The 15,067-nt window shown below is 59.5% G+C and carries 13 protein-coding genes; all 13 read left to right on the top strand.

Annotated elements, in window-relative coordinates:
• Positions 1 to 459: 459 nt before the first annotated feature.
• The 13 genes from DNK50_RS19560 (at position 460) to nuoC (ending at position 15,065) form a co-directional block, all read left to right on the top strand.
• Positions 460 to 2,685: an NADP-dependent isocitrate dehydrogenase gene (locus DNK50_RS19560; protein ID WP_112195894.1), complete on the top strand. Its 2,226-nt coding sequence runs from the start codon at positions 460 to 462 to the stop codon at positions 2,683 to 2,685.
• Between the two features lie 180 nt (positions 2,686 to 2,865).
• Positions 2,866 to 3,273, top strand: coding sequence for a carbohydrate-binding module family 20 domain-containing protein (locus DNK50_RS19565; protein ID WP_112196969.1), 408 nt, complete (start codon positions 2,866 to 2,868; stop codon positions 3,271 to 3,273).
• A gap of 67 nt (positions 3,274 to 3,340) precedes the next feature.
• Positions 3,341 to 3,787 carry an NUDIX hydrolase gene (locus DNK50_RS19570; protein WP_112195896.1) on the top strand — a complete coding sequence of 149 codons (447 nt, stop codon included), beginning with the start codon at positions 3,341 to 3,343 and terminating at the stop codon, positions 3,785 to 3,787.
• A 59-nt stretch (positions 3,788 to 3,846) separates the two neighbouring features.
• Positions 3,847 to 4,971 (top strand): tRNA 2-thiouridine(34) synthase MnmA, encoded by a 1,125-nt coding sequence (mnmA, locus tag DNK50_RS19575; RefSeq protein ID WP_112195898.1) that lies wholly within the window; start codon positions 3,847 to 3,849, stop codon positions 4,969 to 4,971.
• On the top strand, positions 4,968 to 5,591 hold the full coding sequence (hflD, locus tag DNK50_RS19580; protein ID WP_099587011.1) for a high frequency lysogenization protein HflD: 624 nt from the start codon (positions 4,968 to 4,970) through the stop codon (positions 5,589 to 5,591). Before mnmA ends, hflD begins: the two co-directional genes overlap by 4 nt.
• A gap of 125 nt (positions 5,592 to 5,716) precedes the next feature.
• Complete coding sequence (gene purB, locus DNK50_RS19585; protein ID WP_099587012.1) at positions 5,717 to 7,087, top strand: adenylosuccinate lyase; 1,371 nt, start codon at positions 5,717 to 5,719, stop codon at positions 7,085 to 7,087.
• An 83-nt stretch (positions 7,088 to 7,170) separates the two neighbouring features.
• Positions 7,171 to 8,337: a cupin domain-containing protein gene (locus DNK50_RS19590; RefSeq protein WP_112195900.1), complete on the top strand. Its 1,167-nt coding sequence runs from the start codon at positions 7,171 to 7,173 to the stop codon at positions 8,335 to 8,337.
• Positions 8,330 to 8,752 carry a GNAT family N-acetyltransferase gene (locus DNK50_RS19595; protein ID WP_112195902.1) on the top strand — a complete coding sequence of 141 codons (423 nt, stop codon included), beginning with the start codon at positions 8,330 to 8,332 and terminating at the stop codon, positions 8,750 to 8,752. Before DNK50_RS19590 ends, DNK50_RS19595 begins: the two co-directional genes overlap by 8 nt.
• Positions 8,753 to 8,985: 233 nt before the next feature.
• Entirely contained in the window at positions 8,986 to 9,723 is a 738-nt protein-coding gene (locus DNK50_RS19600) for a secretin N-terminal domain-containing protein (RefSeq protein ID WP_112195904.1), read from the top strand.
• A gap of 485 nt (positions 9,724 to 10,208) precedes the next feature.
• Positions 10,209 to 11,534 carry an isocitrate lyase gene (gene aceA / locus DNK50_RS19605; RefSeq protein WP_010458877.1) on the top strand — a complete coding sequence of 442 codons (1,326 nt, stop codon included), beginning with the start codon at positions 10,209 to 10,211 and terminating at the stop codon, positions 11,532 to 11,534.
• A gap of 576 nt (positions 11,535 to 12,110) precedes the next feature.
• Positions 12,111 to 12,524: an NADH-quinone oxidoreductase subunit A gene (locus DNK50_RS19610; RefSeq protein WP_015372409.1), complete on the top strand. Its 414-nt coding sequence runs from the start codon at positions 12,111 to 12,113 to the stop codon at positions 12,522 to 12,524.
• Positions 12,525 to 12,534: 10 nt separating this feature from the next.
• A complete protein-coding gene (locus DNK50_RS19615) occupies positions 12,535 to 13,209 on the top strand; it encodes an NADH-quinone oxidoreductase subunit B family protein (RefSeq protein ID WP_012724951.1) in 675 nt (224 codons plus the stop codon).
• A 71-nt stretch (positions 13,210 to 13,280) separates the two neighbouring features.
• A complete protein-coding gene (gene nuoC, locus DNK50_RS19620) occupies positions 13,281 to 15,065 on the top strand; it encodes an NADH-quinone oxidoreductase subunit C/D (RefSeq protein ID WP_099587016.1) in 1,785 nt (594 codons plus the stop codon).
• Positions 15,066 to 15,067: the final 2 nt, after the last annotated feature.

The following is a 15,067-nucleotide window of genomic DNA, read 5'->3' on the forward strand; positions in this document are numbered from 1 at the left end:
GTTCGAGCCTACTCCAGATAAATGGCGACTGAAACCTCGCGCCATGCTCATTTGCATCGAAAACAGCATAAATTGTCGCCTACAAGCCTGAAAGCAAAGGGAAAAGCGCCAATCTTGAGCACATCGTGCGACTTTAGGCGCACCCCGGTACCTGCGACCTTTAGACCAATGGACGACTCACCTTTTGTATGAAGGCTCGGCGTAAGCATAGCGACCTATGTATAATGCCGCCGCTGACCCAAGAGTCACGACGGCTGACCGCTCTAGAATAGGTGCCTTCAGCTACAAAGCCGGACTATTACAATAGTCCACCCGCTTGACGCTCGACTGATGCAACCCAACATCACCGCGAAGAAACCTCGACATTTCGCTCATGGATGACTTTGAACGAACGCGCTCCACCCGGCGCATCTCGAGTTTCTGCGCACGCTTTCAGCAAAGAAGAGAGTTAATCCGAATATGCCCACCCGCTCGAAGATCATCTACACCTTCACCGACGAAGCCCCTGCCCTCGCCACCTATTCACTGCTGCCTATCGTAGAGGCCTTCACCGCTTCCGCTGATATTGCCGTGGAAACCCGCGACATCTCCCTCGCCGCGCGCATCCTGGCAAGCTTCCCCGAGCAACTGGGCACCAAGGCCGTACCGGACCACCTCGCCGAACTGGGCGACCTGGCCGTGACCCCTGAAGCCAACATCATCAAGCTGCCCAACATCAGCGCCTCGACCCCGCAGCTGCAAGCGGCGATCAAGGAACTGCAGGCCCAGGGCTACGCCCTGCCGGACTACCCGGAAACCGTAACCACCGACGCGGAAAAAGAAACCCGTGCACGTTACGACAAGGTCAAGGGCAGCGCCGTGAACCCGGTACTGCGCGAAGGCAACTCCGACCGCCGCGCACCGCTGTCGGTCAAGAACTATGCACGCAAGCACCCGCACAAAATGGGCGCCTGGGCTGCGGACTCGAAATCGCACATCGCCCACATGAGCAACGGCGACTTCTACGGCAGCGAAAAAGCCGTACAGATCGAAGCCGCTGATGCTGTCAAAATTGAGCTGGTCGGCAAGGACGGCACCACCACCGTCCTGAAAGAAAAGACCACCGCACAGACTGGCGAGATCCTCGACAGCGCCGTGCTGAGCAAGAACGCATTGCGCACGTTCATCGCCGCCGAAATCGAAGACGCCAAAAAACAAGGCGTACTGCTGTCGGTTCACCTCAAAGCCACCATGATGAAGGTCTCCGACCCGATCATGTTCGGCCAGATCGTTGCCGAGTTCTATAAAGATGCCCTGGCCAAGCACGCCACCGTGCTGGAGCAGATCGGCTTCAACCTGAACAACGGCATCGGCGACCTGTACGCCCGCATCAAGGCCCTGCCGGCTGACCAGCAGGCACAGATCGAAGCTGATATCCAGGCGGTCTATGCCGCTCGCCCCTCCCTGGCGATGGTCAACTCCGACAAAGGCATTACCAACCTGCACGTGCCAAGCGACGTCATCGTCGACGCCTCGATGCCGGCCATGATCCGTGACTCCGGCAAGATGTGGGGCACCGACGGCCAGCTGCACGACACCAAGGCTGTGATCCCGGATCGCTGCTACGCCACCATCTACCAAGCCGTCATCGAAGACTGCAAGGCCAATGGCGCTTTCGATCCGACCACCATGGGCAGCGTGCCAAACGTTGGCCTGATGGCCAAGAAAGCCGAAGAGTACGGCTCCCACGACAAGACCTTCCAGATCAAGGCTGATGGCGTAGTCCGCATCACCGACAGCAAGGGCAACCTGCTGATGGAACAGACCGTCGAAGCCGGCGACATCTTCCGCATGTGCCAGACCAAAGACGCGCCGATCCAGGACTGGGTCAAGCTGGCCGTCAACCGTGCCCGCGCCAGCGATACCCCGGCCATTTTCTGGCTGGACCCCAAGCGTGCGCATGACGGCGTCGTGGTCGAGAAAGTTCAGGCTTACCTGAAAGACCACAACACCGAAGGCCTGGACATCCGCATCATGGCGCCGGTCGACGCGATGAAGTTCACCCTGGAGCGTACCCGCAAGGGCCTGGACACCATCTCGGTAACCGGTAACGTACTGCGCGACTACCTGACCGACCTGTTCCCGATCATGGAACTGGGCACCAGCGCCAAGATGCTGTCGATCGTGCCGCTGATGAACGGCGGTGGCCTGTTCGAAACCGGCGCCGGCGGTTCGGCGCCAAAGCACGTGCAGCAACTAGTTGAAGAGAACTTCCTGCGCTGGGATTCCCTGGGCGAGTTCCTGGCCCTGGCCGCATCCCTTGAGCATTTGGGTGTCACCTACAACAACCCGAAAGCCCTGGTACTGTCCAAGACCCTGGACCAGGCCACCGGCCAGTTCCTCGACAACAACAAGTCGCCATCGCGCAAAGTCGGCAACATCGACAACCGCGGCAGCCACTTCTACCTGGCGCTGTACTGGGCTCAAGCCCTGGCCGCCCAGACCGAAGACACTGCACTGCAAGCGCAGTTCGGCGAACTGGCAAAAACCCTGGCTGACAACGAAGCAACCATCGTTGCCGAGCTCAACGCCGTACAGGGCAAGCCAGTGGACATCGGCGGCTACTACGCGCCGAACCCAGAGCTGACCAGCAAGGCCATGCGCCCAAGCAACACCCTCAATGCGGCGATTGCCAAGTTGAAGTAAGGTTGTAAGGTGACATCACAAACCCCGGCCATGTGCCGGGGTTTGTGTTTTCGAGCCTTCACGCAAATGGAGCAATTGCGAAAGAATCTAATGAACTGTCAACTCTAACAGGTGACTCTCCCTCCCTCTGAACACCATTATTCTCCCGTGGCTACTGAGCCAAACATGGGAGGACTTCAAATGTTCCGCACCTACTGCCTATTGCCGCTGGGCGCCTTCGTCCTTACGTTGCTACCCTTCGCGAACGCCGGCCAAAACGTTCAGATCACGTATTTCCTCAGCGCGAGCTTTACATGCCTGAACGGCAACACGAAGCCTGGTTATAGCGTCTATGTAGTCGGTTCACACCGGGATATCGGGGAATGGAAAACGGAAAAGGCTGTGTTGCTCGCCACTACGCCCACTGACTATCCGAAATGGACCGGGCAAGTCCGGTTTTCGGGCGTCCAACTCGATGAGAAGGTGGAATGGAAGTGCATCATTCGCAACGAAAATTCCCCGTATGATGTAAAGGAATGGCAGCCCGACCCGAACAGCGAGGTGATACTGAAATTTTCACCACAAGCGCAAGCCAGCGCTTCGTTCTGAGCAACACAGGAATGTCGGGCGTATCATGCAGGCTACCTGAACAACGACCTGCATTCGAGACCCACATATGACCTGGCACCCCCACATCACCGTCGCCACCATCGTCGAAGACAACGGCCGCTTCCTGATGGTCGAAGAACTCAAGGGCGGCCGCGCGGTGCTCAACCAGCCCGCCGGGCACCTCGATCCGGACGAGACCCTGACCGAGGCCGCCGTGCGCGAAACCCTCGAAGAAACCGGCTGGGACGTGGAAGCCACGGGCATCGTCGGCATCTACCTGTACACCGCCCCCAGCAATGGCGTGACCTATCAAAGAGTCTGCTTTATCGCCAAAGCCCTGAAACACCACTCGGACTATCAACTCGACGAAGGCATCCTCCGCGCCCGCTGGCTGACACGAGAGGAGCTGATGGCCGTGCGCGAGGACTGGCGCAGCGAGCTGATCATCCGTTGTATCGATGATTATCTGGCCGGTCAGCGCCACAGCCTGGAATTGATCCGCCCTTCTCTTTAGCCTTGCGGGCCGAGGCCTGCTAGAATCGCGTCCTTTTTCAAGACACCCGTTGAAACCCTATGCGTGATCCAGCCCCTTCTGACACACAAAAGAAGCGCGTCATCGTCGGCATGTCCGGCGGCGTGGATTCTTCCGTTTCCGCCGTTCTGCTCATGGAGCAGGGTTATGAGGTGGAAGGCCTGTTCATGAAGAACTGGGAAGAAGACGATGGAACGGAGTATTGCACCGCCATGGACGACCTGGCGGACGCCCAGGCCGTGTGCGACAAGATCGGTATCAAGCTGCACACCGCCAACTTCGCCGCCGAGTACTGGGACAACGTGTTCGAGCACTTCCTGGCCGAATACAAGGCTGGGCGCACGCCGAACCCGGACATCCTGTGCAACCGCGAAATCAAGTTCAAGGCGTTCCTTGATTACGCCATGATCCTCGGCGCAGACCTCATTGCAACCGGCCACTACGTGCGTCGTCGCGATATCGATGGGCGCACCGAACTGCTCAAGGGCCTGGACCCGAACAAGGACCAGAGCTACTTCCTGCACGCTGTCGGCGGCGAACAGATCGCCAAGACCCTGTTCCCGGTCGGCGAGCTGGAAAAGCCCGAAGTGCGCAAGATCGCCGAAAAACACGGACTGGCAACCGCCAAGAAGAAAGATTCCACCGGGATCTGCTTTATCGGCGAGCGCCGTTTCAGCGACTTCCTCAAGCAATACCTGCCGGCACAACCAGGCGAAATCAAAACCACCGAAGGCGAAGTGATCGGTCGCCACCACGGCCTGATGTACCACACCATCGGCCAACGCCAGGGCCTGGGCATCGGCGGTTTGAAAGACGCCGGTGAAGAGCCGTGGTACGTGCTGGTCAAGGACCTGGAAAACAACGTGCTGATCGTCGGCCAGGGCAACGAACACCCTCTGCTGTTCTCTGGCGCGCTGCTGGCTTCTGATATCTATTGGGTCAACCCGATCGACCTGAGCACGCCGCGCCGCCTGACCGCCAAAGTGCGTTACCGCCAGAGCGACCAACCGTGCACCCTGGAAAAAACCACTACCGGTTACCGTGCGACCTTTGATGACCCGCAACGTGCGGTCACCCCTGGCCAGTCCGTGGTGTTCTATGACGGCGAAGTCTGCCTGGGCGGTGGCGTGATTGAAGTCGCGCAAGCCTGGAGCAAGCCGGCATGAGCCCGACCCAGGAGCAATTGACGGCACTCGGCGGGGTATTTCTCTCCGCCGTGCTGGTGGACAAGATCGCCAAGACCGGCCAGGTCACCGAAGCCGGCCTGACCTGCATGCTCGGCAGCCTGCTGATCCGCGACCCCAAGGACACCCTGGAAGTCTACGGCGGCGACGACCTGGCGCTGCGCGAAGGTTACCGCGCGCTGATCGGCGCCTTGGAGCGCGACCCGAGCACCTTGCAGCGCGAACCGCTGCGCTACGCCCTGTCGATGCTCGGCCTGGAGCGTCAACTGGCCAAGCGCGACGACATGCTGGAAATCATCGGCAAGCGCCTGCCACAGATCCAGTCCCAGGTAGAACACTTCGGCCCAGCCCACGAAAACGTGATCGCCGCCTGCGGCGCTTTGTACCAGGACACCTTGAGCACCTTGCGCCAGCGGATCCAGGTCCATGGCGACATGCGCAACCTGCAGCAACCGAACAACGCCTCGAAAATCCGCGCCCTGCTCCTGGCCGGTATTCGTTCGGCGCGGTTGTGGCGCCAGTTGGGCGGTCATCGCTGGCAGCTGGTGATCAGCCGACGCAAATTGCTCAAAGAGCTTTACCCGTTGATGCGCAACGAATAAGTCGCAGCAACAGGCTATTTTCAAGCCGTTACGCGTAATACGCCGGTCAGTTGGCGACGGACCGGCGGATTTTTTCATGTATGATACGCGCCCCATTTCGTTGCCCGACTGTCCGAGAACACCCCATGCAGCTCTCTTCGCTCACTGCGGTTTCCCCTGTTGACGGCCGCTACGCCGGCAAAACCCAGGCCCTGCGCCCTATTTTCAGCGAATACGGCCTGATCCGTGCTCGTGTACTGGTTGAAGTGCGCTGGCTCCAGCGCCTGGCCGCTCACCCCGCCATCAGCGAAGTGCCGGCGTTTTCCGCCGAGGCCAACGCTGTACTGAACACCCTGGCGGAAAACTTCTCCCTGGAGCACGCCGAGCGTGTGAAAGAGATCGAGCGCACCACCAACCACGACGTAAAAGCCATCGAATACCTGCTCAAAGAGCAGGCGGCGAAGCTGCCGGAACTGGCCCAGGTCAGCGAGTTCATCCACTTTGCCTGCACCAGCGAGGACATCAACAACCTGTCCCACGCTCTGATGCTGCGCGAAGGCCGCGATGACGTGATGCTGCCGCTGATGCGCCAGACTGCCGAAGCCATCCGCGAACTGGCCATCCGTTTCGCCGACGTGCCGATGCTGTCGCGCACCCACGGTCAACCGGCATCGCCGACCACCTTGGGCAAAGAACTGGCCAACGTGGTGTATCGCCTGGAGCGCCAGATCGCTCAGGTCGCCGCCGTACCGCTGCTGGGCAAGATCAACGGCGCCGTGGGCAACTACAACGCCCACCTGTCGGCCTACCCTGAGATCGACTGGGAAGCCAACGCCCGCGCCTTCATCGAAGACGAGCTGGGCCTGGGCTTCAACCCGTACACCACGCAGATCGAACCGCACGACTACATCGCCGAGCTGTTCGACGCGATTGCGCGCTTCAACACCATCCTGATCGACTTCGATCGCGATATCTGGGGCTACATTTCCCTGGGCTACTTCAAGCAGCGCACCATCGCCGGTGAAATCGGTTCGTCGACCATGCCGCACAAGGTCAACCCGATCGACTTCGAAAACTCCGAAGGCAACCTCGGCATCGCCAACGCCCTGTTCCAGCACCTGGCCAGCAAGTTGCCGATCTCCCGCTGGCAGCGCGACCTGACCGACTCCACCGTACTGCGCAACCTTGGCGTGGGCTTTGCTCACAGCGTGATCGCATACGAAGCCAGCCTCAAAGGCATCAGCAAGCTGGAGCTCAACGCGCAGAAAATCGCCGCTGACCTGGACGCCTGCTGGGAAGTCCTGGCCGAGCCGATCCAGACCGTGATGCGTCGTTACAACATCGAAAACCCGTACGAGAAGCTGAAAGAGTTGACCCGCGGCAAGGGCATCACCTCCGACGCACTGCAAACTTTCATCGACGGCCTGGACATGCCAGCCGCCGCCAAGGCCGAGCTGAAACTGCTCACCCCGGCCAACTACATCGGCAACGCTGTAGAGCAAGCCAAGCGCATCTGATCATCGCAAGACCCTTGAGACGCCCGGCCGCGCCGGGCGTTTTTATTCCTGTCTTAAAAGTGCTTTTTTTCAATAGGTTACACATGAATCCTGACATCCCTCTTCAACTTCTGGGCGGCATCACGGCACGGGAATTCCTGCGCGATTACTGGCAGAAAAAACCGCTGTTGATCCGCCAGGCCATCCCTGATTTCGAAAGCCCGATCGACGCCGACGAACTCGCCGGCCTGGCCCTGGAAGAAGAAGTCGAATCGCGCCTGGTGATCGAACACGGCGAGCGCCCATGGGAACTGCGTCGCGGCCCGTTCGCCGAAGACGCCTTCGCCAGCCTGCCTGAGCGCGAGTGGACCCTGCTGGTGCAGGCGGTCGACCAGTTCGTGCCTGAAGTGGCCGAGCTGCTGGAGCAGTTCCGCTTCCTGCCGAGCTGGCGCATCGACGATGTGATGATCAGCTTCGCCGCACCGGGCGGCAGCGTTGGTCCGCACTTCGACAACTACGACGTGTTCCTGCTGCAAGCCCAGGGCAAGCGCAACTGGAAGATCGGCCAGATGTGCAGCTCCGAAAGCCCGCTGCTGCAACACGCCGACCTGCGTATCCTCGCTGAATTCGAAGAAACCGCCGAATGGGTGCTGGAACCGGGCGACATGCTCTACTTGCCGCCTCGCCTGGCGCACTTCGGCATCGCCGAAGATGACTGCATGACCTACTCGGTCGGCTTCCGTGCTCCGAGCGCCGCTGAAGTGCTGACCCACTTCACCGACTTCCTCGCCCAGTACCTGACCGACGAAGAGCGCTACACCGACGCAGACGCCCAGCCGGTCAGCGACCCGCATCAGATCCAGAGCGACGCCCTCGACCGCCTCAAGAGCCTGCTGGCCGAGCACATGAGTGACGAGCGCATGCTGCTGACCTGGTTCGGCCAGTTCATGACCGAACCGCGCTACCCGGAACTGGTTGCCGGCGAAGAGCTGGGTGAAGACGACTTCATCAGCACCCTGCAAGACGGCGCCATCCTGGTACGCAACCCAAGCGCACGCATGGCGTGGTCCGAAGTGGACGATGACGTGCTGCTATTCGCCAGCGGCCAGAGCCGTTACCTGCCCGGCAAACTGCGCGAGCTGCTGAAACTGGTGTGCTCCGCCGATGCGCTGCACAGCGAAAACCTGGGCGAGTGGCTCGCCGACGAAGACGGTCGCGACCTGCTGTGCGAACTGGTCAAGCAGGGCAGCCTGGGATTTGCCGATGAATAAGATTCACGTAAGTGTCGCGGACTGGCATAAGGATATCGCTGAGATTCGGCGCATTCGTGAAGCGGTATTTATCGCTGAACAATCGGTTCCGCCCGAGCTGGAGTGGGACGCGGACGACGCTGATGCGGTGCATTTCCTGGCGTTTGAAGGCGACTTTCCCATTGGCACCGCTCGCCTGCTGCCCAGTGGCGAAATTGGGCGTGTGTCGGTGCTCAAGGATTGGCGCGGGCTGAAGGTCGGCGACAAGCTGATGGAAGCGGTGATCGGCGTGGCCGAGGAACGCCGGCAGACCAAGCAATTCCTGAGTGCCCAGGTGTACGCAGCGCCGTTCTATGAGCGGCTTGGCTTCAAGATCGTCAGTGATGAATTCCTCGAAGTCGGGATTCCGCATGTCGATATGGTTCGCGGGGGCTGACTCAAGACCGCGTCGCTGCCATCGGGGGCAAGCCCCCTCCCACATTTTGACCGAGTACATCCCCTGGAATGCGGTCAAGTGTGGGAGGGGGCTTGCCCCCGATGACCATCTCAGCAACACCCCAAGATGCCCTGCCATGCCAGGGCATTTTGCCGTCTACGATTCAACTTGCGCCCCGCCAGGCCGACAAACTGGCACTATCCAAGCCTAAACGCCTCGCAGAGATAACGGACATGTCCCTACGCACCCTGCTCACCGCCCTCCTCCTGACCGCCAGCGTCTCAGCCATGGCCGACACCGAAGTCGTCAACCTGAGCAACCGCACCAGCGCCGACCTGCTGCCGGTGGCGCAGAACTTTATCGGCAAGGACGGCACTGTCAGCGCCTACGGCAACCAGCTTATTGTTAACGCCGCCCCCGGCAAGATCGAAGCTCTGCGCGCCCTGCTCGCCCAGCTCGACACGCCTGCCAAACGCCTGCTGATTACTGTGGACACCAACGAAAGCAACCAGCAAAACACCGCTAGCAACCAGACCCGCATCATCAGCTATGGCACCGCCAGCCGTGACGGTGGCATCCAGCAGATCCAGGCCAGCGAAGGCGTGCCCGCTCTGATTCAGGTTGGCCAAAGCGTGCCACTGACCACCACACAACCTGATGCTTATGGCCGCCCGCAAAACCAGACCCAGTACCGCAACGTGACCCAGGGCTTCTATGTGACCGCCAGCGTCACCGGCGAGACCGTTCACCTGGCAATCAGTACCAACCGTGACCGGATGAGCCAGGAACGTCCCGATGTAGTGAACGTGCAAAGCACCGACACAACCATCAGTGGCCGGCTGGGTGAGTGGATTCCCCTGGCGGGCATCAACCGCCAGACCCAGGCAGACAATTCCTCTACAACCCGCAGCTACTCTACTCAGGGCCGCGATGACCTGACTTTGCGGGTCAAGGTCGACACCCTGAACTGAAGCACCAAAAACTGACTGATGAGTCGTATAAGACTAAAGATGTAGTGCTCTGAAAAAAGCACTACAAAACATTTGACGATCCAAAAAAGCATGGGCATGATGGCCTCGCTCCCGCTAATCAGGGGCCCTGGCAAGGGCCTTCGGATCGTCGCTCCAAGTTACCCACCTGAGCCGATTCGTGTCTGTACCGCCCACAAGGCGTGTTTGACGAGGTTGCGACTGGAACGAAGTTGTCCCGAGGGACGGAAGCTAACCAGGTAACCCGGCAACACGCTGCAGAATGCCCAAGGGCCCACGACGCCCGAAGACTGTTCTCGGCCAGCCTTTACCTGCCCCCTCTCGATCATCGTTCATCCCGTCGCCTGCCCCGTCAGACCTGACTTGACCGCCTATGCTTCTGGTCAGCGAGCAGCCATACCCCGCAACGATTGCGCGGCTGGCAAATGGATCTTTCCACCTAGACCTATGCGACGAGGTTTTTCCCCATGGCACTGACACGCGAACAGCAAATTGCAGCCCTTGAAAAAGATTGGGCTGAAAACCCACGCTGGAAAGGCGTGACCCGCGCTTATTCCGCTGCTGACGTCGTCCGCCTGCGTGGCTCGGTTCAACCTGAGCACACCTTTGCAAAACTCGGCGCCGAGAAGCTGTGGAACCTGGTCACCCAAGGTGCCAAGCCTTCCTTCCGTCCCGACAAAGATTTCGTCAACTGCATGGGCGCCCTTACTGGCGGCCAGGCAGTCCAACAGGTAAAAGCCGGTATCCAGGCGATCTACCTGTCCGGCTGGCAAGTGGCAGCGGACAACAACTCCGCTGAATCCATGTACCCCGACCAATCGCTGTATCCAGTTGACTCCGTACCGACCGTGGTCAAGCGCATCAACAACTCGTTCCGTCGTGCCGACCAGATCCAGTGGAAAGCCGGCAAAGGTCCGGGCGACGAAGGCTACATCGACTACTTCGCGCCAATCGTGGCTGACGCCGAAGCCGGTTTCGGCGGCGTACTGAACGCTTACGAGCTGATGAAGAGCATGATCGAAGCCGGCGCCGCTGGTGTTCACTTCGAAGACCAACTGGCCTCTGTGAAGAAATGTGGCCACATGGGCGGCAAGGTACTGGTTCCGACCCAGGAAGCCGTACAGAAGCTGACCGCTGCCCGTTTGGCCGCTGACGTTGCCGGCACGCCGACCATCATCCTGGCCCGTACCGACGCCAACGCCGCTGACTTGCTGACCTCGGACTGCGACCCGTACGACCAGCCGTTCGTGACCGGCGAGCGCACCCAGGAAGGCTTCTATAAAGTACGCGCCGGCCTCGACCAAGCCATCGCCCGCGGCCTGGCCTATGCGCCGTATGCCGACCTGATCTGGTGCGAAACCGCCAAGCCGGACCTGGACGAAGCCCGTCGCTTTGCCGAAGCGATCAAAAAGGAATACCCGGACCAACTGCTGTCCTACAACTGCTCGCCTTCCTTCAACTGGAAGAAGAACCTGGACGACGCGACCATCGCCAAGTTCCAGCGCGAACTGTCCGCCATGGGCTACAAGCACCAGTTCATCACCCTGGCTGGCATTCACAACATGTGGCACAGCATGTTCAACCTGGCGCACGACTACGCCCGCAACGACATGACCGCCTACGTGAAACTGCAGGAGCAGGAATTTGCTGACGCCTCCAAGGGCTATACCTTTGTGGCGCACCAGCAGGAAGTCGGCACCGGCTACTTCGACGACATGACCACCGTGATCCAGGGCGGCACCTCGTCCGTGACCGCGCTGACCGGCTCGACCGAAGAAGAGCAGTTCCACTAAGCACCGCGTACACGGCCACGGCGGCCCCAAGGAAGACCTAACCGCAGTGCCGCACAGCAATCACGCCCCGACTGGTTCGGGGCTTTTTTTTGCCTACGGAAAAACCGTCTGACACGACAAAACTCAAAATGTGGGAGGGGGCAATGTGGTCTGCCTGAAGATTTTGCGCAAAACATTGATCCAGAGCGGTATGCAAATCCGCAAAAGCGGTTAAAAGATGCACACCCACAACTAAGCAGCAATCAAGCAAGTAACACCAACTTCCCCCGCCACACGAGAAACATTCGCTTAAACCTCACGCAAACAATATTCATTATCATTTGGACGATAAAAACTTCGTTGCCCAACAAACAAAACTTAATTGTACAAATGCCCGCTAATGCCCGCCCCGCAAGGGCTACAGCCCCACAAAGGTGCACTATGTCCTTATTCCATCGAATAATTTCGCCATAGGAATTTTACTTGCCCGGTGTTTAGCCATAAAATCACCGCGATTGACTGCGCTGCGACATATCGTCACTGCATCATTACTTTTTCGAGCTCAGAGACCTTTGCTCTCTGTTAAGGATTTCCAGCATGACCGAAGCGACAGGACTCATAGCCCACAACTGGGGCTTTGCCATTTTCCTCCTCGGTGTTGTAGGCCTTTGCGCCTTCATGCTCGGCGTCTCCAGCCTCCTCGGGTCAAAAGCCTGGGGCCGCAGCAAAAACGAACCGTTCGAGTCGGGCATGCTACCTACAGGTGGCGCCCGCCTGCGGCTCTCAGCCAAATTCTATCTGGTCGCGATGCTGTTCGTGATCTTCGATATCGAAGCCCTTTTTCTCTTTGCCTGGTCTGTGTCCGTCCGCGAAAGCGGCTGGACCGGATTCGTCGAAGCTCTCGTTTTCATAGCAATTCTGTTGGCAGGCCTTGTCTACCTATTTCGAGTGGGCGCCCTTGATTGGGCTCCGGAAGCTCGTCGTAAGCGGCAAGCGAAGCTGAAACAATGAGGCTTTGGCGATGCAATACAATCTCACCAGGATCGACCCGGATGCTCCTAACGATCAATACCCCATCGGCGAACGGGAAACCGTCTCCGATCCGTTAGAAGACCAAGTCCACAAAAACATCTACATGGGCAAGCTGGAAGACGTGCTGAGTGGCGCGGTCAACTGGGGACGTAAAAATTCCCTGTGGCCGTACAACTTCGGCCTTTCGTGCTGCTACGTGGAAATGACCACCGCCTTCACGGCGCCCCACGACATCGCACGCTTTGGCGCCGAAGTTATCCGGGCATCACCGCGCCAGGCGGATTTCATGGTTATTGCCGGAACCTGCTTCATCAAGATGGCGCCGATCATTCAGCGTCTCTACGAGCAAATGCTCGAACCTAAGTGGGTTATCTCCATGGGTTCGTGCGCCAACTCCGGTGGCATGTACGACATCTACTCCGTGGTTCAGGGGGTGGACAAGTTCCTGCCCGTGGACGTCTACGTGCCTGGCTGCCCGCCTCGCCCTGAAGCATTCCTGCAAGGCTTGATGCTGTTGCAGGAATCGATTGGCAAGGAGCGTCGCCCGCTTTCCTGGGTCGTCGGCGATCAAGGCGTATACCGCGCCGAGATGCCTTCGCAAAAGGAACAGCGCCGCGAACAGCGAATCGCAGTCACCAACCTGCGCAGCCCCGACGAAGTCTGACCCAGCCCGCTTCTTTTATAGAACGAAAACCTGGCCTCATTCTTTACGTTGACCGAAAGCGATAAAAAACCATGACTACAGGCAGTGCTCTGTATATCCCGCCTTATAAGGCAGACGACCAGGATGTGGTCGTCGAACTCAATAACCGTTTTGGCCCTGACGCCTTCACCGCCCAGGCCACACGCACCGGTATGCCGGTGCTGTGGGTGGCGCGCGCCAAGCTCGTCGAGGTCCTGACCTTCCTGCGCAACCTGCCCAAGCCGTACGTCATGCTCTATGACCTGCATGGCGTGGACGAGCGTCTGCGCACCAAGCGTCAAGGGCTGCCGAGCGGTGCCGATTTCACCGTGTTCTACCACCTGATGTCGCTGGAACGTAACAGCGACGTGATGATCAAGGTTGCCCTCTCCGAGAGCGACCTGAGCGTCCCGACCGTGACCGGCATCTGGCCGAACGCCAGCTGGTACGAGCGTGAAGTCTGGGACATGTTCGGTATCGACTTCCCGGGTCACCCGCACCTGACGCGCATCATGATGCCGCCGACCTGGGAAGGTCACCCGCTGCGCAAGGACTTCCCTGCCCGCGCCACCGAATTCGACCCGTTCAGCCTCAACCTCGCCAAGCAACAGCTTGAAGAAGAAGCGGCGCGCTTCCGTCCGGAAGACTGGGGCATGAAGCGCTCCGGCACCAACGAGGACTACATGTTCCTCAACCTGGGCCCGAACCACCCTTCGGCTCACGGTGCCTTCCGTATCATCCTGCAACTGGACGGCGAAGAGATCGTCGACTGTGTACCGGACATCGGCTACCACCACCGTGGTGCCGAGAAGATGGCCGAGCGCCAGTCGTGGCACAGTTTCATCCCGTACACCGACCGTATCGACTACCTCGGCGGCGTGATGAACAACCTGCCGTACGTGCTCTCGGTCGAGAAGCTCGCCGGCATCAAAGTGCCAGACCGCGTCGACACCATCCGCATCATGATGGCCGAGTTCTTCCGGATCACCAGCCACCTGCTGTTCCTGGGTACCTATATCCAGGACGTCGGCGCCATGACCCCGGTGTTCTTCACCTTCACCGACCGTCAGCGCGCCTACAAGGTCATCGAAGCCATCACCGGTTTCCGCCTGCACCCGGCCTGGTACCGCATCGGCGGTGTTGCGCATGACCTGCCGAACGGCTGGGAGCGCCTGGTCAAGGAGTTCATCGACTGGATGCCCAAGCGTCTGGACGAATACCAGAAAGCCGCGCTCGACAACAGCATCCTCAAGGGCCGTACCATCGGCGTCGCCGCCTACAACACCAAAGAGGCCCTGGAATGGGGCGTCACCGGTGCGGGCCTGCGCTCGACCGGCTGCGATTTCGACCTGCGTAAAGCCCGCCCGTACTCGGGCTACGAGAACTTCGAGTTCGAAGTCCCGCTGGCAGCCAATGGCGATGCCTACGACCGTTGCATCGTGCGCGTCGAAGAAATGCGCCAGAGCCTGAAGATCATCGAGCAGTGCATGCGCAACATGCCAGCCGGCCCGTACAAGGCGGATCACCCGCTGACCACGCCGCCGCCGAAAGAGCGCACGCTGCAACACATCGAAACCCTGATCACGCACTTTCTGCAGGTTTCGTGGGGCCCGGTGATGCCGGCCAACGAATCCTTCCAGATGATCGAAGCGACCAAGGGTATCAACAGTTATTACCTGACGAGCGATGGCGGCACCATGAGCTACCGCACCCGGATTCGTACGCCAAGCTTCCCGCACTTGCAGCAGATCCCTTCGGTGATCAAAGGCGAGATGGTCGCGGACTTGATTGCGTACCTGGGTAGTATCGATTTCGTTATGGCCGACGTGGACCGCTAAGC

Origin of the sequence: Pseudomonas sp. LG1E9 (assembly GCF_003290225.1) — a bacterium.
Classification (GTDB): domain Bacteria; phylum Pseudomonadota; class Gammaproteobacteria; order Pseudomonadales; family Pseudomonadaceae; genus Aquipseudomonas; species Aquipseudomonas cyclaminis.

Coding starts and splice junctions, on each gene's coding strand:
- DNK50_RS19560 (WP_112195894.1), top strand. CDS start 460: ATGCCCACCCGCTCGAAGATCATCTACACCTTCACCGACGAAGCCCCT.
- DNK50_RS19565 (WP_112196969.1), top strand. CDS start 2,866: ATGTTCCGCACCTACTGCCTATTGCCGCTGGGCGCCTTCGTCCTTACG.
- DNK50_RS19570 (WP_112195896.1), top strand. CDS start 3,341: ATGACCTGGCACCCCCACATCACCGTCGCCACCATCGTCGAAGACAAC.
- mnmA (WP_112195898.1), top strand. CDS start 3,847: ATGCGTGATCCAGCCCCTTCTGACACACAAAAGAAGCGCGTCATCGTC.
- hflD (WP_099587011.1), top strand. CDS start 4,968: ATGAGCCCGACCCAGGAGCAATTGACGGCACTCGGCGGGGTATTTCTC.
- purB (WP_099587012.1), top strand. CDS start 5,717: ATGCAGCTCTCTTCGCTCACTGCGGTTTCCCCTGTTGACGGCCGCTAC.
- DNK50_RS19590 (WP_112195900.1), top strand. CDS start 7,171: ATGAATCCTGACATCCCTCTTCAACTTCTGGGCGGCATCACGGCACGG.
- DNK50_RS19595 (WP_112195902.1), top strand. CDS start 8,330: ATGAATAAGATTCACGTAAGTGTCGCGGACTGGCATAAGGATATCGCT.
- DNK50_RS19600 (WP_112195904.1), top strand. CDS start 8,986: ATGTCCCTACGCACCCTGCTCACCGCCCTCCTCCTGACCGCCAGCGTC.
- aceA (WP_010458877.1), top strand. CDS start 10,209: ATGGCACTGACACGCGAACAGCAAATTGCAGCCCTTGAAAAAGATTGG.
- DNK50_RS19610 (WP_015372409.1), top strand. CDS start 12,111: ATGACCGAAGCGACAGGACTCATAGCCCACAACTGGGGCTTTGCCATT.
- DNK50_RS19615 (WP_012724951.1), top strand. CDS start 12,535: ATGCAATACAATCTCACCAGGATCGACCCGGATGCTCCTAACGATCAA.
- nuoC (WP_099587016.1), top strand. CDS start 13,281: ATGACTACAGGCAGTGCTCTGTATATCCCGCCTTATAAGGCAGACGAC.